The 19,717-nt window shown below is 67.1% G+C and carries 22 protein-coding genes; 10 read left to right on the forward strand and 12 right to left on the reverse strand.

From position 1 onward, the window contains the following. Positions 1–64 precede the first annotated feature (64 nt). Complete coding sequence (cofH, locus tag DMP03_RS06620; protein ID WP_152119910.1) at positions 65–1,438, reverse strand: 7,8-didemethyl-8-hydroxy-5-deazariboflavin synthase subunit CofH; 1,374 nt, start codon at positions 1,436–1,438, stop codon at positions 65–67. A gap of 87 nt (positions 1,439–1,525) precedes the next feature. Here cofH and DMP03_RS06625 point away from each other — a divergent pair, with 87 nt between their 5' ends. Further along, complete coding sequence (locus DMP03_RS06625; RefSeq protein WP_152119911.1) at positions 1,526–2,566, forward strand: ArsA family ATPase; 1,041 nt, start codon at positions 1,526–1,528, stop codon at positions 2,564–2,566. Here DMP03_RS06625 and DMP03_RS06630 read toward each other — a convergent pair. Genes DMP03_RS06630 through DMP03_RS06650 form a run of 5 tightly spaced genes read right to left on the reverse strand, consistent with a single transcriptional unit; the run spans position 2,563 to position 6,667 of the window. Beyond that, the gene (locus DMP03_RS06630; RefSeq protein WP_152119912.1) at positions 2,563–2,748 is read right to left on the reverse strand and encodes a hypothetical protein; all 186 of its coding nucleotides are present in this window, start codon (positions 2,746–2,748) and stop codon (positions 2,563–2,565) included. The two genes, DMP03_RS06625 and DMP03_RS06630, sit on opposite strands and share 4 nt — an antisense overlap. After that, positions 2,745–3,557: an SDR family oxidoreductase gene (locus tag DMP03_RS06635; RefSeq protein WP_152119913.1), complete on the reverse strand. Its 813-nt coding sequence runs from the start codon at positions 3,555–3,557 to the stop codon at positions 2,745–2,747. The genes DMP03_RS06630 and DMP03_RS06635 overlap by 4 nt, the downstream gene beginning before the upstream one ends. A gap of 24 nt (positions 3,558–3,581) precedes the next feature. Continuing rightward, a complete protein-coding gene (locus DMP03_RS06640; protein ID WP_152119914.1) occupies positions 3,582–4,322 on the reverse strand; it encodes an endonuclease V in 741 nt (246 codons plus the stop codon). Further along, entirely contained in the window at positions 4,322–5,254 is a 933-nt protein-coding gene (locus DMP03_RS06645; protein ID WP_152119915.1) for a rhomboid family intramembrane serine protease, read from the reverse strand. The genes DMP03_RS06640 and DMP03_RS06645 overlap by 1 nt, the downstream gene beginning before the upstream one ends. A 45-nt stretch (positions 5,255–5,299) precedes the next feature. After that, positions 5,300–6,667 (reverse strand): sodium:calcium antiporter, encoded by a 1,368-nt coding sequence (locus tag DMP03_RS06650; protein WP_152119916.1) that lies wholly within the window; start codon positions 6,665–6,667, stop codon positions 5,300–5,302. A gap of 82 nt (positions 6,668–6,749) precedes the next feature. On the opposite strand from DMP03_RS06650, the gene DMP03_RS06655 reads away from it, so the two are divergent. The 4 genes from DMP03_RS06655 to DMP03_RS06670 all read left to right on the forward strand — a co-directional run bounded on the left by DMP03_RS06655 (position 6,750) and on the right by DMP03_RS06670 (position 10,524). Then, positions 6,750–7,550 (forward strand): shikimate dehydrogenase, encoded by an 801-nt coding sequence (locus DMP03_RS06655; protein WP_152119917.1) that lies wholly within the window; start codon positions 6,750–6,752, stop codon positions 7,548–7,550. A gap of 25 nt (positions 7,551–7,575) precedes the next feature. Next, positions 7,576–8,046, forward strand: coding sequence for a helix-hairpin-helix domain-containing protein (locus tag DMP03_RS06660; RefSeq protein WP_152119918.1), 471 nt, complete (start codon positions 7,576–7,578; stop codon positions 8,044–8,046). 39 nt (positions 8,047–8,085) lie between these two features. Then, the gene (locus DMP03_RS06665) at positions 8,086–9,552 is read left to right on the forward strand and encodes an anthranilate synthase component I family protein (RefSeq protein ID WP_152119919.1); all 1,467 of its coding nucleotides are present in this window, start codon (positions 8,086–8,088) and stop codon (positions 9,550–9,552) included. A gap of 357 nt (positions 9,553–9,909) precedes the next feature. Then, positions 9,910–10,524 (forward strand): anthranilate synthase component II, encoded by a 615-nt coding sequence (locus tag DMP03_RS06670; RefSeq protein ID WP_152119920.1) that lies wholly within the window; start codon positions 9,910–9,912, stop codon positions 10,522–10,524. Here the strand turns inward: DMP03_RS06670 and DMP03_RS06675 are convergent. After that, entirely contained in the window at positions 10,516–11,175 is a 660-nt protein-coding gene (locus DMP03_RS06675; RefSeq protein ID WP_152119921.1) for an SOUL family heme-binding protein, read from the reverse strand. The genes DMP03_RS06670 and DMP03_RS06675 overlap by 9 nt on opposite strands. Positions 11,176–11,252: 77 nt before the next feature. On the opposite strand from DMP03_RS06675, the gene DMP03_RS06680 reads away from it, so the two are divergent. Next, complete coding sequence (locus tag DMP03_RS06680) at positions 11,253–11,591, forward strand: cupin domain-containing protein (RefSeq protein ID WP_152119922.1); 339 nt, start codon at positions 11,253–11,255, stop codon at positions 11,589–11,591. 80 nt (positions 11,592–11,671) lie between these two features. Here the strand turns inward: DMP03_RS06680 and icd are convergent, their stop codons facing one another. Further along, positions 11,672–12,934: an isocitrate dehydrogenase (NADP(+)) gene (gene icd, locus DMP03_RS06685; protein WP_152119923.1), complete on the reverse strand. Its 1,263-nt coding sequence runs from the start codon at positions 12,932–12,934 to the stop codon at positions 11,672–11,674. Positions 12,935–13,163: 229 nt separating this feature from the next. Between icd and DMP03_RS06690 the strand changes: the two genes are divergently transcribed. After that, entirely contained in the window at positions 13,164–14,021 is an 858-nt protein-coding gene (locus DMP03_RS06690; RefSeq protein WP_152119924.1) for an isoaspartyl peptidase/L-asparaginase, read from the forward strand. Between the two features lie 33 nt (positions 14,022–14,054). On the opposite strand, the gene DMP03_RS06695 is transcribed toward DMP03_RS06690, so the two are convergent. Further along, positions 14,055–14,375 (reverse strand): tRNA-binding protein, encoded by a 321-nt coding sequence (locus DMP03_RS06695; protein WP_152119925.1) that lies wholly within the window; start codon positions 14,373–14,375, stop codon positions 14,055–14,057. Between the two features lie 96 nt (positions 14,376–14,471). Between DMP03_RS06695 and DMP03_RS06700 the strand changes: the two genes are divergently transcribed. Further along, the gene (locus DMP03_RS06700; protein WP_152119926.1) at positions 14,472–14,891 is read left to right on the forward strand and encodes a pyridoxamine 5'-phosphate oxidase family protein; all 420 of its coding nucleotides are present in this window, start codon (positions 14,472–14,474) and stop codon (positions 14,889–14,891) included. Here the strand turns inward: DMP03_RS06700 and radB are convergent, their stop codons facing one another. Then, complete coding sequence (gene radB / locus DMP03_RS06705; RefSeq protein WP_152119927.1) at positions 14,892–15,590, reverse strand: DNA repair and recombination protein RadB; 699 nt, start codon at positions 15,588–15,590, stop codon at positions 14,892–14,894. It lies immediately after the preceding gene. Between the two features lie 76 nt (positions 15,591–15,666). Here radB and DMP03_RS06710 point away from each other — a divergent pair, with 76 nt between their 5' ends. Beyond that, positions 15,667–16,398: a hypothetical protein gene (locus DMP03_RS06710; RefSeq protein ID WP_152119928.1), complete on the forward strand. Its 732-nt coding sequence runs from the start codon at positions 15,667–15,669 to the stop codon at positions 16,396–16,398. Here DMP03_RS06710 and larC read toward each other — a convergent pair. Further along, positions 16,395–17,771, reverse strand: a complete 1,377-nt coding sequence (gene larC / locus DMP03_RS06715; RefSeq protein WP_152119929.1) for a nickel pincer cofactor biosynthesis protein LarC — start codon at positions 17,769–17,771, stop codon at positions 16,395–16,397. The two genes, DMP03_RS06710 and larC, sit on opposite strands and share 4 nt — an antisense overlap. Before the next feature lie 80 nt (positions 17,772–17,851). On the opposite strand from larC, the gene DMP03_RS06720 reads away from it, so the two are divergent. After that, the gene (locus DMP03_RS06720; protein ID WP_152119930.1) at positions 17,852–18,775 is read left to right on the forward strand and encodes a cation diffusion facilitator family transporter; all 924 of its coding nucleotides are present in this window, start codon (positions 17,852–17,854) and stop codon (positions 18,773–18,775) included. Positions 18,776–18,778: 3 nt separating this feature from the next. Here DMP03_RS06720 and DMP03_RS06725 read toward each other — a convergent pair whose 3' ends face one another. Next, on the reverse strand, positions 18,779–19,702 hold the full coding sequence (locus DMP03_RS06725; RefSeq protein ID WP_152119931.1) for an acetamidase/formamidase family protein: 924 nt from the start codon (positions 19,700–19,702) through the stop codon (positions 18,779–18,781). Positions 19,703–19,717: the final 15 nt, after the last annotated feature.

A 19,717-nucleotide genomic window follows, 5' to 3' on the forward strand; every position in this document is an offset into this window, starting at 1 on the left:
ACCCGCCTCGGCGCGCGCGAGTCGACTCCGTTACATGCGCCGGCTGGTGCGTGATCGTATATAATCAGTCGTCGGCGTTTGCACCCGACGCCGCAGTCGTACTTCCGGTATCGAGTATCGGCGTTCCGTCGGCGCGTGGACCGAGCTTCGGCCCGTACGGTCCCGTCTCTGGAAGGCGTCGGCGCTGTTCGTAATCCGTCGACCGTTCGACGGGCGTGCGGCCGACCGCGCGAATCATCTCGACGTAGTCCGCGAACGAGCGGAATTCGCCGTGGTCGCCGCCGGCGCGTTTCGTGATCTCCTCGGAGAGAATCGTCCCCATGAAGTCGTCTGCGCCACACGAGAGCATCTTCAACCCCTGCGTGTCGCCGTACTTCACCCACGAAGACTGGATGTGGTCGATGTTGTCGAGGAAGAGCCGCGAGACCGCGATCATTAGCTCGTCTTCGCTGGTGGAGGCTCCTCCGTCGACGATGCCCCGCTCGTACAGGGGAGTCGTCTCGTGGACAAAAGAGAGCGGGACGAACTCGGTGATGTTGCCGGTTCGGTCCTGTAGGTCACGCACGCGCTTCAGGTGGAGGGCACGATGTGCTTCGTTCTCGATGTGGCCGTACATGATGGTGGCCGTCGTCGAGAGTCCGGCGTCGTCGGCTCCCTGCATCGCATCGAGCCACGCGCGCGTGTCCATCTTGCCCGGACAGAGCACCTCGCGCACCTCGTCGACGAGTATTTCGGCGGCGGTGCCGGGCGCGGAGGCGAGTCCCGCCTCCCTGAGCTCGGCGTAGGCGTCGGCGTAGGACCACTCGGTTCCGCGGACGGCGTGGTACACCTCCTCGGGCGTCATCGAGTGGAGGTGTGCGCCGCCGACGCTCATCGCCTCCATCTGCTCGACGTAGGTACCGGGGTCGGTGTCGTAGCGTTCCGGCGGCTTGTAGTTCACCTCGCTGTCGGGCTTCTCGTAGCTCCGGAGGATTTCGTGGTGCTCCTCGTTCAGCGCAAAGGCCGGATGGAGCCCGGAGACGGAAGTGACCTCGTAGACGCCGCGGTCGAGGGCGGCCTCGACGGCGGCGCGTGACTCTGCCGGCGTCTTGGTGAAGCCGGCGTGGTCGGCGTTCGAGTCGGTCTCGAAGTTCGCGGCGGTGTCCTTGAAGTTACAGAAGAGACAGCCGGTGTTGCAGGCGGTGGTGACGTTGTTGTTGAGGTTGGCGACGAAGGTGACCTCCTCGCCGACCATCTCGCGGCGACGATGGTCTGCGGCTTCGAGCACCTGTTCCTTCCGGCGCGGGTCGATACCCTCGGTAGCGGAGCCGGTGGTGAACAGTTCGATGGCGTCGTCGACGTTGAGTCGGTCGCCCGAACGCGCCTTCGCGAGCGCGTTCTCGAACGACTGTTCCGACGTGGGAAGGTGTTCGAAGTCGAACTCGTCGCCGCTGTCCATACTCGACCTGACGCGGCCGGGATTAAAACCGTGCCGGCCACGCGTCCGATGGACAAGGCCCATGTCCTGTGCCCACCGACCGCGGGTATGAGCGAAATCGACGTTGAGGCGGTCGAGTCGGTGACGCCGACGGTCGATGCCCCCGAATACGTCCTCTACGGCGGCAAAGGCGGCGTCGGCAAGACGACGATGGCCGCCGCGACGGCGCTCTCCTCGGCGCGTGAGGGAACCGCAACGCTGTGCGTCTCCACTGACCCGGCCCACTCCCTCTCGGATGCGCTGGGCCGTGAGGTACCCGCCACGCCGGGCCGTATCGACGACGAACATCCGCTGTACGGTGCAGAAATCGACCCCGACAATCTGGAGGGCGGTCCATTCGGCGGCGCGGGTGCGGACGGCGCTGGCGGCATGGGCGGGATGGGCGGACTCGGCGAACTGCTCGGCGGCGAGAACCCGATGCAGCCCGGCTCGATGCCGGGTGCCGACGAGGCCGCTGCGTTCCAACTCCTCTTGCAGTACATGGACGACGACCGCTTCGAGCGCGTGGTCGTCGATACCGCTCCCACGGGCCACACCCTCCGACTGCTCGAACTGCCGGACGTGATGGATTCGATGGTCGGCAAGCTGCTGTCGCTGCGCGAGCGTATGTCCGGGATGATGGGGTCCATCACGGGGATGTTCGGCGGCGACGGCCCGAGCGAGGCCGAGATGGAACAGGGGATGGACAGCCTGCGTGACCTCTCGGCGAAAGTCGAACGGCTCCGCGGCGTGCTCACTGACCCGGCGAAGACGGACTTCCGCGTCGTCATGATTCCCGAGTCGATGAGCGTCACCGAGTCGAAGCGGCTCGTCTCGCAGTTGGGCGAGTTCGACATCCCGGTCGGCACGGTCGTCGTGAACCGCGTGATGCAGCCACTCACGGACGTGGCCGACACCGACGCCGAGTGGTTCGTCGCACCGGACCTCAACAACTGCGAGTTCTGTCAGCGCCGTTGGGAGGTCCAGCGTGGCGCGCTCTCGGAGGCACAAGAACTGTTCCGCGGGCACGACGTGAAGCGGGTGCCGCTGTTCGCACAAGAGGTCCACGGCGAGGCCCCGCTTCGCGTCGTCGCGGCCTGTCTCGACTAATCCCGTCGCTTGACGACACGCCCGACCGTCACGCCCAGCCCGGCGACGAGAATCGACATCAGGACCGGGGCGACGGCACTCAGCGGGTCACCGGTCGTCTGGTAGTTGCCGACCGCAACTCCGAGCAAGACGACACAGACGAGCCCGTGAATCGCGTACGTCGCGGTGACTGCCGTGTTCATAGTTTTCTGAACAGCGCACTGGCGCGGTCACGGAGCCCGTCAGGGAGGAACCGACTCAACAACAGGGCCTTGGCGAATCCACCGACGGCGTACCGCGCCTTCGGGTTCGTGGAGACGCCGGCCTCCAGAACCGTCGCGGCCACTTCCTCGGGCGTGGCGGCGAACGGCGATTCCGACCCCGAGAGCAGCCCCGCGTCCTCCTGCATCTCGTACACCCACTCGTAGTCGTCGGTGCGCGCGAGCGCGTCGAGTTCCTGATCGACGCGGTCGCGGAACGGCGTCTCCACCGGTCCCGGCTCGACGAGCGTCACGTCGACGCCGAGCCCGGCGACCTCGTTGCGGAGCGTGTCGGAGTAGCCTTCGAGCGCGAACTTCGAGGCGGCGTACGCGCCGGCGCCCGGCGGGGCGACCCGGCCGGCGACCGACGAGACGTTGACGATAGTTCCCTCCTCGGCGGCGCGCATGTGCGGGAGCACGGCGCGCACGAGCCGGTGGGGACCGACGAGGTTCACGTCGAGTTGGTCGGTGAGCTGGTCGGTCGTCACGTCCTCCAGCGGGCCGTACTGGCCGTAGCCGGCGTTGTTGACGAGACAGTCGATGCGGCCGGTTTCCTCGATAACGCGGTCGACGACGCGCTCTACGTCCGCGTCGTCGGTCACGTCAAGCGCCGCGGTCTCGGCGTCGAGACCGGCGAGATCAGCGTCGTCGCGCGCGGTCGCGTAGACGGTCCAGCCCTCCTCGCTGAAGGCCTCGGCCGTCGCCCGCCCGATACCGGACGAACAACCCGTCACGAGTGCGGTGCGTTCCATACCGGTTTGTCTCTCGCCCCGATGTTAGGCGTTTGTATCTGTGTACTCGCGTTTGAGCTCGTCGGCGTAGGCGTCTGCACGGCGCGTCGGCTTCGGGAGCTTGTACTCGCCCCCGCACGCGGCGACGAACTCGACCGCGGTCTCGGCGCTCACGCGGTGACCCGGAGAGACGTAGAGCGGATTGATGCGCCCGGAGTCGAACTGCCGGCTCTGGTAGGCGTACCCGACCACCTCGTCCGTCGGCATCCGGTCGTCGCCGTCGATGGGGACGCGTTCGCCCTCGGGTAACTCATCGACCGACGCCCGCGGCTCCCCACACAGCAGACTCTTGGCGACACCGACGCTCGGGGTGTCGGTGATGACACCAACGTGGGTCGCAAGGCCGGCCTCGCGGTAGTGGATACGGCCCGAGCCGTCGAACAGAAACAGGTCCGGCTCACAGTCGAGTGTGTCGACCGCGGCGAGAATCGGCCCGCCCTCCCGGAATGCGAGCAAGCCTGGGATGTACGGTATCGACAGCCCTGTCACGGCGTGAGTGCGTTCGACGACCTCGCCGCCGCGTGAGACGATGACGGCCGAGACCGCTCGCTCGGGCTCCTCGTCGAGGAGAAACGCCTGGTCGACACCGGCGACGAGTGCGTCGCCTTCCGTTACGTCTCCCGGTGTGAGGTCGATAGCATCCACGAAGGTGGCTTCGGCTGCGATTTCGCGTTGAATCGATTCCATCTCCGCTCGCGAGCGTTCGGGGTCGGGCGTAAAGTCCATCAGAACCGCCGGCGACCGCCGCCGCCCATTCCGCCCATCCCGCCGCCTCCACCGCCGCCGAACTGGAACTGGTTCGGCAGCGACACCTCGTCCTCAATGCGCTTGCCGTACGCGAAGCCGATGACGAGCCCGAGCAGGTGGGCCATGTGGGCGATACCCCCGCCGAGCGTGCCGAACGCGCCGAACACCGAGATGACCGCGTAGCCGAGCGTCAGCCCCCAGATGGGCATCGGGATGAAGAAGAACAGCAACACCTTGATATCCGGGTTCAACACCGTGAGCAGCGCCATGACGGCCATGATGGCACCGCTGGCCCCGAGCACGCCGGTGAAGTCACCGGCAGCGAGTCCGAGCGCGATCTGGCCGAGCCCGGCGAGAATTCCCGACGCGAGAAACAGCGCGGTGAAGCGCTTCGAGCCGATGTACCGCTCGACGATGGGCCCGAAGAAGAACAGCGCGATGCCGTTGCCGAACAGGTGCGTGAAGCCACCGTGTGAGAACACCGACGTGAGCCACGTCCAGACGTACTCCGGGTGTTCTGCCGTCAGAACGAAGCTCGCACGCCACACCGGATGGCCCGGGTCGCCCGGGAACGCAGTCCCCGGCGCGCGAAAGCCGAGGGCCGGATAGACGATGTACTGGAACGCGAAGACGATGACCATAATCCCCAAGAAGAGATACGAGACGTTCCCCTTTAGATACGAGAGCGGACCGCCCCGCGAGGTGAGCGAATCGAACAGTCCGCTGCCGGCCCGTCCGGTCTGTTTGCTGTCCATCTCGGACTCGAAGACGCCCTCCGGGTCGTTCCACTCGTTCAAGCCGGGACAGGAGTGGTTCTCGGGAAGGCGGTGTTCCGCACAGAAGTCACCGCCACAGCGGCGACACTCGTAGGGCATATCGACATGCCGGCCGCACACGTCACATTCCGCCATTACCTCGGCTACGGGGGTGCCCCGCAAAGGGGTTTGGGTCGGCTCTCAGCCCCGGACCGACTTGACGGTCTCCGCGAGTCGCGCGAACAGCTGCCGGAGCGCGTTCCGCCGGTAGACGAACAGTACGAACGCAAACAGCATGTACGCGACCGCATAGCCCAACAGGAGTTCGCGACTCGTGAACGGAATCGCGAAGTCTCGGATGATGAGGAACTCTAACACGACCTGTGAGAGGAACAACACCAGCAGGACGACCGCCTCGCGGATGCTGATGTTGAAGTTGATGAGGATGGCCAGCGCGAACAGCGACTGGGCGGCCGTAATCCAGATTTCGGCCGATTGCTTCGCGTCGAACGGGAGATGTTCGTAGCCGCCCGACGCGATGGAGAAGACAACGACGAGCGTCCCGATGAGCAGCGTCCACTGGTTCAGCTTCGAGGAGATGAGCGCGTTGAAGCCGGCCGTCGAGCGCGCCTTGTTGACGAGATACGCGACGACGATGAGTTCCGGCGACTCCGAGGCGAGTGGCGCCACCCACTGAATCATGAAGAAGGACGGAATTCCGAACTGCTGGCCGAGCGACTCCAACCCGTGAGCGAACGGCTCGACCGCGGTGAAGATGAGAATCCCGGAGTAGGTAAACAGGGTGAGGACGACGGGTATCCGGACGTGTCGCGCCTTCGCCTGGAAGTACGCCGGCACGCCGACCTGGTGGTCGTCGTCGTCCACGTCACCCTTCAGGATGATGCCGATGTAGATGACGTACAGCCCGACGAGCACGGCCATATCGAGGATGTCGATACCGCCACCGAGCGGGACGAAGAAGGCCCATACGGTCGCGAAAAAGAGGAACGCGATTTCCGTAGAGATGCTCGGGTCGAGGTTCACGCGGTCCGCGAGGAATCCCTCACGCGACTCCACGGCGGGGTCCGCACTACGGCCCGCCCGGAAGAGCGTGAACATGGCGATGCCCGACCAGCCGAGCCCGATGAGGATGCGGTTTGCCCCGGTCATGTTCGCGACGGCGAGATTCGCGTTGTGACACGCCGACGCGAGGTCGTTGATCTCGTTTTCGATCTGTGTGGTGGTGAACTGTGCACACGCTTCGGCGGTCGCGCCGCCGCTGCCGGCCTGCCACGCGTACAGCGCGTCGACGGCGTACTCGGGGGCGACAGCGAGCACGGCGAGGACGGCAATCGCAAAGGCGCGGGGAACATCTTTCTCTGCTGTCTCTGCGCCCCACGCGAGGAGGAACGATGCACCGAGGACGGCGAGACCGGCGACGGCGACTACCGTCAGCTCCGAGAAGCCGTCGGCAGCGCCCGTGAGATCGGAGACGACCCACGGGAGCGTCAAGCCGACGGCGAGGAAGACCGGAATCAGCGGATGCCGGAATCGGTCGGTAAAGCCCATTTCGTAGATAGCCGGCAGGGGCGGACCTATCTCTTTTGCTCTCGGCCGACCATTTTATCGGCGGCGACCGAGGAAAAGCGGTATGCACGTCTTCGGACTGCTCGGCAACCCGGTCGAGCACTCGCTGTCGCCGCCCATGCACGAGGCCGCCTACGCCGAGCGCGACCTCGATGCCCGGTACGTCACCTTCGAGCCGACGAGCGAGACGCTCCCGCAGGCACTCGACGGGGCCGACGCGCTCGGCATTCGCGGGCTGAACGTCACCATCCCGTTCAAACAGCAGGCGTTCGATCTCGTGGAGCCGGACGACCTCGCGGCCCGCATCGGTGCGGTCAACACCATCGATTTCTCCGGCGAGGCGGCCACCGGCCACAACACCGACGCCGCCGGCGCGGTGCGCGCGTTCGAACACCACGACGTGGAGCTATCCGGGACGGCCGTCGTCGTCGGTGCCGGTGGTGCGGGTCGCGCTGTCGCCTTCGGTCTCGCCGACGCGGGGATGAACGTCGAAATCGCGAACCGGACCGTCGAGACGGCCTGTGAGTTGGCCGAAGAGATTCCGGGCGCGAGCGGTCACGGACTCCCAGACCTCCCGCGGCTCATCGAGGAGGCAAGCGCACTCGTCAACTGCACCAGCGTCGGGATGGACGACCGCGAGCAGACCATCGTGCCGGGCGACGCGCTCCACGCCGACCTCGCCGTCCTTGATGCGGTGTACACCCCACTCGACACGCGACTGCTCCGCGAGGCCGACGCGGCGGGCGCAACGACCGTCGACGGCGCGTGGATGCTCCTGTTTCAGGGGGTCGAGGCGTTCGAACGCTGGACCGGCGAGGACGCTCCGGTCGGGAGCATGAACCGCGCGCTCCGGGACCGGGTTTAAGTCAGGTGCGCGAGTACGTCCGGATATGGGTCTGTTGGACACGATTAAATCCGTACTGGGGCTCGGCTCTGCGCGCGACACGGAGCCACAGCCGGACGCGAGCAGCGAGCACGCCGTCAAATCGCCGGCGAGTGAGAAAGAAGACGACGAGGCCGTCGCTCACAGGGAGGGGTCGGCCGCGGTGACGGAGGAACCGCCCGAAGACCACGTGGCGGAGCCGGCCGAAGCGACCGAGGTCACCGACCACGCCGGCACCGAGACGTCCGCCGCAGAGCCGGCCGAGGCTGCCGGGCCGGTCCCCGAAGAGCCGACAGACGGAAGCCCGCACGTCGAATCTATCAACGGTATCGGCCCGGCGTACGCCAAGCGGCTGGAGGAGGCCGGCGTCGAGTCGGTCGCCGACCTCGCGGACGCCGACGCCGACTGGCTCGCCGACGAGACCGGCATCTCGGCGAAGCGACTGACCGACTGGATTGCTCGCGCCGGCGAGCAGTAGAACCGAAACCCCGTTACCGATCGCGGCGCTGTTTTCCACATGGTTCGGGTCGCCACCGACGAGACCACATTTCGGACGCTGGCAGCCGACGCGTCCCCCGGGGCGCGCATCCCCGTCGAGGCGCGCGTCGTGGCCGACCCCTTCGACGCTTATCGCCGCGTGCGCGGCGAGCACGGCGTCTTCTACGAGACCACCGGCGGACAGGACGGGTGGGGGTACTTCGCGACCGACCCCGAGACGGTCGTGGGCGTCGGGCCGGAGGCGTCTGCGTTCGACACGCTCCGCGAGGCGGCCGCCGACGAACGACTCGTCCGCGGTGACTGTCCTGTTCCGTACCCCTGTGGCTTGTTCGGCTGGCTCTCCTACGACGCGGTGCGGGAACTCGAGACGCTACCCGACGAGACGGTCGATGATCGCGGTCTTCCCCGCGTGCAGTTCGGTCACTTCGACAGCGTCGTGGCGTGGGAGGCTGCCGACGCGCGCGACGGCGACCCGACGCTCCGGGTGTGTGTCTGTCCCCGCGTCGACGGTGGTGTCGACCCCGAAGCCGTCTACGAGCAGGCGCGCGACCGGGCCGAAACGCTCGCGAGCGACCTGACGACGGGCGAGCCGTCGCTGCCTGCCCCACCGGTTGAAACCGGCTCCGTGGAGTTCGTCGGGGACGCCACGCGCGCCGAGTTCGCCGACCGGGTGCGCCGGGTGAAAGAGTTGATTCGCGCCGGCGACACCTTCCAGACGAACGTGAGCCAGCGGCTCACCGCGCCCGCGGCCGTCCATCCCGTGGCCGCGTACGACGCCCTCCGGCGGGTGAATCCGGCCCCCTACTCCGGGCTGGTGGAGCTTCCGGGCGTGGATTTGGTGAGCGCTTCGCCCGAACTCCTGCTCGATGTCGACGACGGACGACTGCTGACGGAGCCGATTGCCGGCACCCGTCCCCGGGGTAGCGACGACGAGACCGACGCCGCGCTCGAACGCGAACTCACCGAGGACGCGAAGGAGCGGGCCGAACACGCCATGCTCGTCGACCTCGAACGCAACGACCTCGGGAAGGTGTCGCAGTTCGGGAGCGTCGAAGTCGACGCGTACCGCCGGGTAGACCGCTACTCCGAGGTGATGCATCTCGTCTCGCTCGTGGCCGGCGAACTTCGCCCGGAGTTCGACACCGTCGATGCGATTGCGGCGGCGTTTCCCGGCGGGACCATCACCGGCGCGCCCAAGCCCCGGACGATGGAGATCATCGAGGAGGTGGAGGCGACGAAGCGGGGGCCGTACACGGGGTCGATGTTCGCGCTCGGCTTCGACGGGCGCGCCACCCTCAACATCGTCATCCGGACGCTCGTCCACACCGGCGACGAGTACCGCCTTCGGGTCGGTGCAGGTATCGTCCACGATTCGGACCCCGACGCCGAGTACGAGGAGACGCTGGACAAGGGCCGCGCGCTCATCACCGCCCTCGATACCGCGCTCGAAACACGGCTCTCCGTGGAGGGTGATGGCGATGTGTAGCTCCGAGTCTCATCCTCCTTTTGCGGTGGCGTGGTCCGAGCGCGTCCCGTGCGCGCGAGTCAGCGCGAGGGACGAGCGACCGCAGGGAGCGAGTCGGTTGGGGAGGCTCGTGGGCGGTGCGGTCCCTCGGCGGACTCGAAGGGCGAGCGCGCTCCGGGACGACGCGCACGAGCAAGCACCGCAGGTGGTCGCGCGACAGCGCGACCCCGAGGCGCGCAGCCGGCGCATCGACCGGAGCAAGCGCGAGGGATTCGGAAGGTGTGACGCCCGGGTCAGCGACTCCAGCACAAGCAGACGCGAGGGCTTCGGAGGGCGTGAACCCCACGAACGAATCTCGACAGATGGAGGAACTGAAGAATGAACCCCATCCTCGTCGTCGACAACTACGACTCGTTCGCGTACAATCTCGTCCAGTACGTCGGGGAAGCACTCCTCGCGCGAGGCTACACCAACGAGCAAGTGCGCGAGAAAATCGAGGTCAGGCGCAACGACGCCGTCACGACGAGCGACATCGAACGAATGGACCCGAGCGCAATCGTCGTTTCGCCGGGACCGGGCACGCCCGAACAGGCGGGCGTCTCGCTCCCGCTCTTTCGCGACCTCGCGTACCCGACCCTCGGGGTCTGTCTCGGGCATCAGGCGCTGTGTGCGGCAAACGGCGTCCCGGTCGGACAGGCCGACGAGGTGGTCCACGGGAAGCCGTCGGTCGTCAGCCACGACGGCCGGGGCGTCTTCGCCGCGCTCCCCGTCGAACTGCGCGTCGGCCGGTATCACTCGCTGGCGGTCGACCGCGAGGACCTGACCGACACGCTCGCCGAGACAGCGCGAACCGAGGACGAGCGCGGGGTCGTGATGGGGGTGCGCCACGCTGACCGTCCACACGTCGGCGTGCAGTTCCACCCCGAATCTATCCTCACCGAGCACGGGCGACAGATGGTCCGGAGCTTCCTCGAGGGCGCGGACTCAGGGTAGCGCGACGACCATCTCGTTGCGCCGGAGCGGCGGCAGGGTGTACGGTGCGTCGTAGCCCAGATAGAACGGCTCGCCGGCGACGAGCACGTCGTTGCGAGCGAGCGTCTCGAGCAGTTGCTCGCTCGCGGTCGTCTTCTCTCCGGCGGTCGCGCGCCCGGAGAAGGTGTACACGGCGAGGGTGCGTGCCGGCTCGGTCACGAGTCGCACGTCGTCGTCCGTCGGCCGCGGCGCGCTCTCTCCGTCGTACTCCGCGGGGAGATAGAAGGCCATCCGAACGCCCGACTCCTCGCGTTCGACCTCGACGGGTGCCGTCATCGGAAGTTCGGTGCTGGCCGACTCCTCGTCCGACTCGGCCACCGTCTCGTCGTCAACCTCGACGGGTGCCGTCATCGGAAGCTCCGTTGCACCCTCGTTCCCGCCGTCGATGTACCCGAACAGCCGGCGGAAGGCCCGTCGCTCGCTCTTTGCCGTCGTCTCGACGCGGACCGTCTCGGGATACTGTCGAAGCTCTACGTCCTCGATCTGTCCAAGCATCGTGTACGACGGCTCCGTTACGGAGCGACGGTCTCGCAGCGTCTTGACCGCGCTCGCCCCGATCGCGACTGCTCCCGCACCGAGTCCCCCAGCGACCGCGAGCTTCGTGTTGACCATGCGTTCACGAGGGCAGCGTCGTGGATAAGGATAGCTGCGCCAGGAAGCTTTTAGCCGTGTGCACTGTCACCACGCTCATGGATACCGACGACATCGGTGCCGAGACCGAGGCGGTCGACGACGTGTTCTTAGCCCAGATGGCGAGCGGCGAGAAGACCAGCGTCCAGCATTTCCGCATCGAAGCGGGCGCGACGGTCCCGAAACACGACCACCACCACGAGCAGGCCGGCTTCATCTATCAGGGCGAGGGCACGTTCATTCTCGAAGACGGCGAGGAGATCACGCTCGGTCCCGGCGACTCGTACGTGCTCGAGGGATACGAGGTCCACGGCGTCGAAAACCGCGGTGACGAGCCGTTCCTCGGCGTGGATATCTTCTCGCCGCCGCGGACGAATCCGGACTGGGGCGACGAGTAGCGCTCGTTTTTCAGATTCCCTTCTCCACGGCAGAGCCGCGGCTATCGAGTCTGAAAGAAGTAAAACGCGAGTTCTGGACTCTATGAGAGTCGCTCGATGTGCTCGATGATGCCGTCTGCGAACTCGGAGGTGGCGAGCTTCTCGCCGCCGTCGATCTGTCGCTCGATGTCGTACGTGACCTCGCCGGAGGAAATCTGGGCCTCGACGGCGTCACGGACGAGCAGTGCGGCGTCCTCCCAGCCCAGCTGTTCGAGCATGAGTCGACCGGAGAGAATCATCGCGCTCGGGTTCACCTTGTCTTGGCCGGCGTACTTCGGCGCGGAGCCGTGGACCGGCTCTGCGAGCACGCGACCCTCTCCGAGGTTCGCGCCCGGTGCGATGCCGAGCCCGCCGATCTGTGCGCCGGCGGCGTCGGAGAGGTAGTCGCCGTTCAGGTTCGGCATGGCGAGCACGTCGTACTGCTCCGTGCGGGTGAGCAGCTGCTGGAGCATGTTGTCGGCGATGCGGTCTTTGACGACGACGACGTCCTCGGGGGCCTCGCCGTCGTACTCCTCCCAGAGCGTGTCCTCGTCGATGGTCTGTTCAGGGTACTCCTCCTCGGCGAGTTCGTAGCCCCAGTCCCGGAACGCGCCCTCGGTGAACTTCATGATGTTCCCCTTGTGGATGAGGGTGACAGAGTCGCGGTTGTTCTCGATGGCGTACTCGATTGCGCGCCGGACGAGTCGCTTCGTCCCGAACTCGGTGATCGACTTGATGCCGATGCCAACCGGACCGTCGTGGATGGTGGAGTCGAAGCCCATCTCGCCTTCGACGAACTCCCTGACCTGCTGGACCTCGTCGGTGCCGGCCTCGAACTCGATGCCGGCGTAGACGTCCTCCGTGTTCTCACGGAAGTTGACCATGTCCATCTTCTCCGGCTCCTTGACGGGCGACGGGACGCCGTCGAGGTGGTAGGTCGGGCGGACGTTCGCGTAGAGGTCGAGCTTCTTGCGGAGCGCGACGTTCAGGCTGCGGAAGCCGGCACCGACCGGCGTCGTGAGCGGACCCTTGATCGAGACGCGGAACTGCTTCATCGCCTCGACGGTGTCGTCGGGAAGGTTCTCGCCGTACTTGTCACGGGCGGACTCGCCGGCGTAGACGCGCATCCAGTTGATTTCGCGACCGGTCGCCTCGGCAGCGGCGTTGAGTACCTTCTGTGCGGCCGGACCAACGTCCGTCCCGATTCCGTCCCCGTGGATAATCGGAATGATGGGGTCGTCCGGGACGACGAGCTCGTCGTTCTCGTCTACGTCGATGGTCGAGCCGTTCTCCGGTACATCAACCTGCTCGTACTCGTGTGACATTACACCGATTTCAAAGCCAGTACGGAAAGGCGTACCGTTATTCGTGCGAACCGATATGTACAATAATGATGATTGCACGCGTCGATTTCAGCGGCAAAACCAACAGACAGCGCCCGGTATCATCGTGTCAAGTTTTGGTACAGAGACGAGGTGTATCATGAACTATACTCTGTTTTCGGCGATACTCGCGAGGCGAGATGACTAAACGGATCGGCTCACAGGAGCGAGTATGAACATCATCGTCCACGGTGGCGCGGGGTCGCCACCCGAGGAACCGCCCGAGCGACAGGCCGTTCTCGACGAGGCCGCAGAAACCGGCGTCGCGACCGACTCCGTCACCGACGCGGTGTGTGCAGCCGTCTCCGTCCTCGAATCGGACCCGCGATTCAACGCTGGCGTCGGCGGGACGGTCCAGTCTGACGGCATCATCCGCACCGACGCGGGACTGATGACGGACGACCGCGAGGTCGGTGCCGTCTCGTCGATGCCGGGCGTCGAACACGCCCTCGACGCTGCCCGCGTCGTGAAAGAGGAGACGCCACACGTCCTCGTTTCGGGCGTCCACGCCGTCGACCTCGCCGACGAGTTCGGCGTCGAGACCGAGGTCGACCTCTGGACGGACCGCCGGCGCGAACAGTGGCAAGAACTCGACGCGCGGCCCGACCCGACGGACAAACGCGAACAGCTCGACTGGCTGCGCGAGCAGTTCGGAGGAAGTGATACCGTGGGCGCTGTCGCCCGCGACCAGGACCGTATCGCCGCGGCCACCTCGACGGGCGGTCGGTGGCTCGCGCTCGCGGGCCGGGTCGGCGACGTGCCGCAGGTCGGTTCGGGCTTTTACGCGACCCGTGCCGGTGGTGCGAGTGCGACCGGGGCGGGCGAGGACATCGCGCGCGTCACGCTCGCGCGGCGCGCGGTCGACCACCTGGAGATGGGCCGTACCGCGAGCGACGCGGCCGACCTCGCGATGGAGGAGTTCGCCGACCTCACCGGCTCGACGGCCGGTGTCATCGTCGCCGACAACAAAGGCGGGACCGGCGAGGCGTTCAACTCCGAGGCGATGCAGACCGCCGTCACAGAGGAGTAGTCTGTAACGCTTCGTTCTGGTCGCCTTCCGCGTTCAGTAGAGACCGCCACCGAGAGGGACGTCTTTCGTGGGCGTGACGAGCACCGGATTCCCGTCCTCGCCCGGAACGCCGACGGTGAGGACCTCCGAGGTGTAGCCGGCGATGTTCACCGTCCCGAGGTCGGTCACGCACAGAACACGCGTCCCGGGAAGCTCGTCGATGTCGTGGTGATACAGCAGCTGAGCCGCCGACTGTGCCGTCTCCGTTCCGAGATCGACTTCGAGTTTCGCGAGCTTCGGCTTCCGGGCGTCTTCGAACGCCTCGGCCGACTCGATTTTCCCGACCACGACCTCGTTGTCGAGTGGACTCTCCATACCTTTCCCTCGCGAGTCGGTCACATAGCCCGTCGGGGAGCCGGCAAGACGGGCCGATTCTTCGCTCTTCTTGCGGCGGGCGAGCGTACTCCCGGTATGGCACTCGACACCGACGCCGCCGAACTGGTGACCGACGCCCCGTACGTGGCCCACGTCGCCACCACGACGGCCGACGAACCGCGGGTATCGCCCGTCTGGTATGCCTACGACCCCGAGCGGGGAGTGCTGGAGTTCCTGGGCAAGGGCCAGAAGGTGGCCGACCTCCGCGAGAATCCGAAGGTCGCGCTCTCGGTTCGCAACCCCGAGGAGCAGTGGCACGTCTCGATTCGCGGGACGGCCACCGTCATCGGGGACGTGGCCGAAATCAACGACGCGACCCGCCGCATCTTCCCCGAGTACCTCGACGGCGACGACCCCGAGGAGTGGGGTGTCTCGGGTCAGAAACTCACCTTCGACCCCGACGACGTGCTCGTGCGCGTCGAGGTGAGGACGCTGACGGCGCGCGACTCCCGATAACTACTCCTCGACGGCGTCCAGCCCGTCGCCCGTAATCCTGAACCGAGCCGTCTCGCCGGCGGGCTTCGACCGGTGTTTCTCGAGGGTTGCGCGGCGAATCCCGCCGCGGAACCGCTCGACTCGGAGGACGACCCCCGACCAGTGGGTGAGAGTATTTCCGCCGAGGGGTTTCACGCGGTCGGAGTCGCTGTCGGGGTCGGTGAACACCTGATTCGTCGCCACGACCGCGATGTCGTGTTTGCGCGCCAGCGAGAGCAGATGCGTAATCTGGCGGGCCACGGTCCGGAGCGTCTCCCCGCCGTCGTCGCGGTCGCGTTCGAGCCGGTAGAAGCCGGTCGCGGAATCGAGCACGATGAGATCGACCTGGTCGGCGAAGGCCTCGGCGTCGCGGACGGCCTCCTCCTGCTCCTGAAAATCGAGCGCGTCGGAGATGATGACCCGACCGGCGGTGTCCTCGACGGTCTGGCCGTCGCGGGCGTGGGCCGACGCGAGCTGCTCGAACCGGTCGAGTGAGACGCCTTCGGTGTCGATGTAGAGACTCTTCGCGCCCCCGGCAGCAACCTCGGCGGCGGCGGCGAGTGCGAGATTCGTCTTCCCGGCCGCGGGGGGACCGTACACCTGCGTGACGGCTCCGCGCTCGAACCCCCCGCCCAGCAGGTCGTCGATGCTCGCACACCCCGTCGGAATCGGCTCGCTCACACGCCTGCTTCGACGGCATCCCGGAAAAACACCCGCTTCCCGCGGCGCTTTTCATCGCGGGTCCCGTATCTCGGCTGTGCTCGTCGTCGCCACGACGGATTTCGAACTGTACCACGGGCTGGTGGGTGAACTCGACGCCCGCAACGTCACCTTCACCACCGTCGACCCCGCGACGGACGAGGTTCCGGAGTGTGAGGTCATCATCACGGGGAGCAACGACACCGTCCCCGACGTTGCTCCGATTGTCCGCGCGACGGCAGACGCCCCGCGCCGCGGGGTCGAGGAGGCGCTCGCTTTCCTCCGGGCCGACGACGGCCGCACGGTCGTCGGCATCGACCCCGGCGACCGGCCCGGCATCGCCGTTCTCGTCGGTGACACCGTCGTCGCCGCGTTCCACGTCCCGCTCGATCGCGTCGCCGAGACAATCACGCAGGAACTCGACGGCGTGGACGACCCCCTAATTCGGGTCGGCGACGGGTCGCGACTCCAGAGTGCACGCATCATCGACGCGCTCGAAGGCTACACCGTCGAACTCGTCGACGAGACGGGGACGACGCCCGCGCTCGGCACCGGCGCACGCGGAATGGATGACGTGCTCGCGGCCGTCAACATCGCCCGCATCGCCGGCGACGAGACCGAAGCGCGCGATATCGAACCCACGGCCGGCGAGATTCAACAGGTCAAGCGTCGCTCGCGCGAGCAGAGCGACAACGGCCGGACCATCGACGACAGTCTCGCTCGCCGCGTCGCGCGCGGTGACCTCACGCTCGAGGCCGCGCTCGCAGAACACGAACGAGACGGGACCTAGCGAATCTGCTCTTCGGCGCGGCGAATCACCTCACGCACCGACAGCCCCGTCGTCTCCGCGACGGCGTCGGCATCGTCGAACTCCGCGCTCACGTCGTACACCTGCCCGTCGGCGTCGCTTGCCACCTTCACGCTCACGCCGTAGGTCTCGCCGTCGACACCGAGTTCGGCCGTCTCGAACGCGCGGGTCGCGACCCACCGGTGGCCCGCGCCCGTCTCTCTGACGCCGAGGGTGCCGGTCTCCTCGGCGAGTCGCCGCGCCACCGCCTGCACGTCCGGCGGGCGCACGATGACCTTCACCAGATGGCCGGGGCGGCCTTTCTTCATCGTCACCGGGACGATGCTCACGTCGCGGGCGCCCGCCTCCTTCAGCGAGCGCTGGAGACTCCCCAGCAGTTCGGGGCTGGCGTCGTCGAGATTCGTCTCCAGCACGCGTATCTCGTCGCGAACGAGTCCCGAATGGGCTTCGCCGACGACTGCACGGACGACGTTCGGCCGGTCGGAAAGCGAGAGCGTCCCCGCACCGTACCCCGAATCCGTCACCGACATCGGCGGGAGCGACTCCGCGCCCTCGGCGAGTTCGGCTAAAATCGCCGCACCGGTCGGCGTCAACAGCTCCTCGTCGACCGGCCCGCCACGAAGCTCCCAGTCGGCCTCGCTCGCAATTTCGACGACGGCGGGGGCAGGCACTGGATAGGTGCCGTGTGCCATCGCCGTCTCGCCGCCGCCGGCGAAGACGGGCGTCGTCACGACCGCCTCGGGGTTGAGGTCCGCGACGAGGAGCGCGACGCCGACGATGTCGGCGATGGCGTCGTCGGCTCCGACCTCGTGGAATGCGGTCGAATCGAGGTCGGTGTCGTGGACCGTCGCCTCGGCCTCGCCCAGTCGCCGGAACGCCCCGAGCGCGATGGATTCGGCACGCTCGCCGAGCTGCAGCGACTCAACGATGTCGACCACCTCGGGATAGGTGCGGGTGACGCCGTGACCCTCGGCGTGGGTGTGGCCGTCGGGGCCGTGCGTGTGGCCGTCAGGACCGTGGCTGTGGTCGTGGCCGTCGTCGTCGTGTTCGTGCGTGTGGTCCTCATCGCCGTGTTCGTGTGTGTGACTATCTCCCTCGTCGTCGTGGCTGTGCCCGTGTCCACCAGCTTTGTCCAGCGACGGGGAGCCGTCGTCTCGGTTTCCCTCGTCGGTCAAGAGCACGTCGACGGTGGTGGCGGACACTCCGTGTTCGTCTCGGCGGTCGATACGGTACTCGACGGGGAGCGCGTCGGTGACGGGAGCGAGTGCGTCGGCGTCAGCACCGGCCGCGAGAAGGGCGGCCAGGAGCATATCGCCGGCCGCACCCGTTCGGCCGTCGAAGGCGAGCGTTCGCATACTCACAGACCGGCCGCGCCGGCGAAAAGCGGTTCGACCGTGAGCGACACAGCCAAGTCGCCCGCTCGTCAGGGTCAGATATGTCCCGTGCGGCCTCGCTGCGACGCGTCGGGCTCGTCATCCTCGTCGCGAATCTCGGACTATTCGCCGTCAAGGCGGTCGTCTGGCGGACGACCGGGAGCCTCGCCGTCGGCTCCGAAGCCGCAAACAGCCTCTCCGACAGCGCCTACTCCGCGGTCGTGCTCGCCGGCCTGTATCTCACCACCCAGCCGGCCGACGACGACCACCCGCACGGCCACGAGCGCATCGAGCCGTTCGTCTCGCTCGTCGTCGCCGGCGGTATCTTCCTCGCGGGCGGTGCCGTCGCGTACAACGCCATCACGACGCTGCTCTCCGGGTCGATTACCGTCTCACGCGGACCGGCAGCCGCCGTCGTGCTCGCCGTCGGTGCGCTCGCGAAGTTTGGTCTCTACCGGTACGTCCTCCGGGTCGCGAACCGGGAGCAGTCGCCCGCGCTGCGCGCGACCGCCCTCGACAACCGCAACGACATCCTCGCGGGTGGAGCCGCCCTCGCTGGCGTCCTCGGCGCGCAGGCCGGTCTCCCGCTGCTCGACCCCGTCGCCGCACTCGTCGTCAGCGTGGCAATCGGCTACACCGGCGTCGAGGTCGTCCGCGACAACCTCACCTATCTCGTCGGCGGCGCGCCGTCCGATGAACTCCGTGCCGAGATTCTCCGGCGCACGCTCGACCATCCCGACGTGGCCGGTGCACACGACGTGGTCGCTCACTACGTCGGTCCCGAGGTCGACGTGTCGCTCCACATCGAAATCGAAGGAGCGACGACGGTCCGGGAGGCCCACGACATCGAGACGGCCGTCGTCCAGTCGGTCCGTGCGATTCCGGAGGTGGACGACGTGTTCGTCCACGTCGACCCGAAGGAACTGGACGAGTGGAAACACGACAGCGAGGTGGACCGCCTCGCCGCCTTCGAGGAAGAGCAGTGACGCTCAGACTCTGACGCCCAGATACGCCGTCACGACGACGGTCTGATTGACGACTTCGCTCACCTTCAAATCGACAGCGGTCGAACAGAGCATGTACGCCTGCTCGCGGGTGAGGGCCGTCTCGTCGACGAGCAGGGCAATCATCTCACGGACCGCTTCGCGGGAAGCCTCGTTCACGTCCTCGCCGAGGCCGGCGACGGCACGCACGTCGGTCTCGCCGTCGGCGTGGCCGGCCGGCGCGAACGGCCCGCTCGTCTCTACCTGTGGGCTGTCCACGTCGCGGTCAGCTAGCCGGAGCCGAACCGTCACCGTGCCGGGTATCTCGACGGCGGTGATACACACCTCGCCGTCGCCCTGCGCGGCGTGGAGGTCACCGACGGAGAAGAGTCCGCCCGCCACTTCGACGGGGAGATACAGCGTCGACCCGGGGGTGAGATGCTTGATGTCGAGATTCCCACCCACGTCGCGGGGCGGAATCGTGGAGTGAGGTCCCGGCTCTGCGGGCGCGAGTCCGAGGTTCCCGGGGAACGGGTGGAGCGGCACCTCGATGCCGTGGAAGTAGCCCACGTCGCCGTCGAGGTCCCACGTGTGGACGGCGAAGTCGGGGAACTCCTCGGGGAGAAAGCCCGCACCCGGCGCGACGTAGGTCCAGCCGATTCCCTCGTGGTTCACGTCCAAGATTTCGACGGCGAGGGTGTCGCCCGGCTCGGCCCCCTCGATTTCGATTGGACCGGTCATCGGGTGGCCCGGTGCGTCGACGGCGCGTACGTCTTCGGGTGCGGCGTCCGGCGGGAGCTGCCCGTCGCCGGCGTCGACACACCCCACCGCTACTGTATCCCCCGAATCGACGGTCAACACGGGGTCGCGGTCGCGGTCGAAGTCGTAATGGACGTGCTCGTCCTCGCGTGAGAGCTCGTGGTCGGCCATACGTCCGGCTCCGAT

This window comes from Halosegnis rubeus, assembly GCF_009184545.1.
Lineage (GTDB): Archaea > Halobacteriota > Halobacteria > Halobacteriales > Haloarculaceae > Halosegnis > Halosegnis rubeus.

What these genes read in the sequence shown, in the direction of transcription:
- cofH (WP_152119910.1), bottom strand. Translation starts at nt 1,438, where the DNA reads ATGGACAGCGGCGACGAGTTCGACTTCGAACACCTTCCCACGTCGGAA.
- DMP03_RS06625 (WP_152119911.1), top strand. Translation starts at nt 1,526, where the DNA reads ATGAGCGAAATCGACGTTGAGGCGGTCGAGTCGGTGACGCCGACGGTC.
- DMP03_RS06630 (WP_152119912.1), bottom strand. Translation starts at nt 2,748, where the DNA reads ATGAACACGGCAGTCACCGCGACGTACGCGATTCACGGGCTCGTCTGT.
- DMP03_RS06635 (WP_152119913.1), bottom strand. Translation starts at nt 3,557, where the DNA reads ATGGAACGCACCGCACTCGTGACGGGTTGTTCGTCCGGTATCGGGCGG.
- DMP03_RS06640 (WP_152119914.1), bottom strand. Translation starts at nt 4,322, where the DNA reads ATGGACTTTACGCCCGACCCCGAACGCTCGCGAGCGGAGATGGAATCG.
- DMP03_RS06645 (WP_152119915.1), bottom strand. Translation starts at nt 5,254, where the DNA reads ATGGCGGAATGTGACGTGTGCGGCCGGCATGTCGATATGCCCTACGAG.
- DMP03_RS06650 (WP_152119916.1), bottom strand. Translation starts at nt 6,667, where the DNA reads ATGGGCTTTACCGACCGATTCCGGCATCCGCTGATTCCGGTCTTCCTC.
- DMP03_RS06655 (WP_152119917.1), top strand. Translation starts at nt 6,750, where the DNA reads ATGCACGTCTTCGGACTGCTCGGCAACCCGGTCGAGCACTCGCTGTCG.
- DMP03_RS06660 (WP_152119918.1), top strand. Translation starts at nt 7,576, where the DNA reads ATGGGTCTGTTGGACACGATTAAATCCGTACTGGGGCTCGGCTCTGCG.
- DMP03_RS06665 (WP_152119919.1), top strand. Translation starts at nt 8,086, where the DNA reads ATGGTTCGGGTCGCCACCGACGAGACCACATTTCGGACGCTGGCAGCC.
- DMP03_RS06670 (WP_152119920.1), top strand. Translation starts at nt 9,910, where the DNA reads ATGAACCCCATCCTCGTCGTCGACAACTACGACTCGTTCGCGTACAAT.
- DMP03_RS06675 (WP_152119921.1), bottom strand. Translation starts at nt 11,175, where the DNA reads ATGGTCAACACGAAGCTCGCGGTCGCTGGGGGACTCGGTGCGGGAGCA.
- DMP03_RS06680 (WP_152119922.1), top strand. Translation starts at nt 11,253, where the DNA reads ATGGATACCGACGACATCGGTGCCGAGACCGAGGCGGTCGACGACGTG.
- icd (WP_152119923.1), bottom strand. Translation starts at nt 12,934, where the DNA reads ATGTCACACGAGTACGAGCAGGTTGATGTACCGGAGAACGGCTCGACC.
- DMP03_RS06690 (WP_152119924.1), top strand. Translation starts at nt 13,164, where the DNA reads ATGAACATCATCGTCCACGGTGGCGCGGGGTCGCCACCCGAGGAACCG.
- DMP03_RS06695 (WP_152119925.1), bottom strand. Translation starts at nt 14,375, where the DNA reads ATGGAGAGTCCACTCGACAACGAGGTCGTGGTCGGGAAAATCGAGTCG.
- DMP03_RS06700 (WP_152119926.1), top strand. Translation starts at nt 14,472, where the DNA reads ATGGCACTCGACACCGACGCCGCCGAACTGGTGACCGACGCCCCGTAC.
- larC (WP_152119929.1), bottom strand. Translation starts at nt 17,771, where the DNA reads ATGCGAACGCTCGCCTTCGACGGCCGAACGGGTGCGGCCGGCGATATG.
- DMP03_RS06720 (WP_152119930.1), top strand. Translation starts at nt 17,852, where the DNA reads ATGTCCCGTGCGGCCTCGCTGCGACGCGTCGGGCTCGTCATCCTCGTC.
- DMP03_RS06725 (WP_152119931.1), bottom strand. Translation starts at nt 19,702, where the DNA reads ATGGCCGACCACGAGCTCTCACGCGAGGACGAGCACGTCCATTACGAC.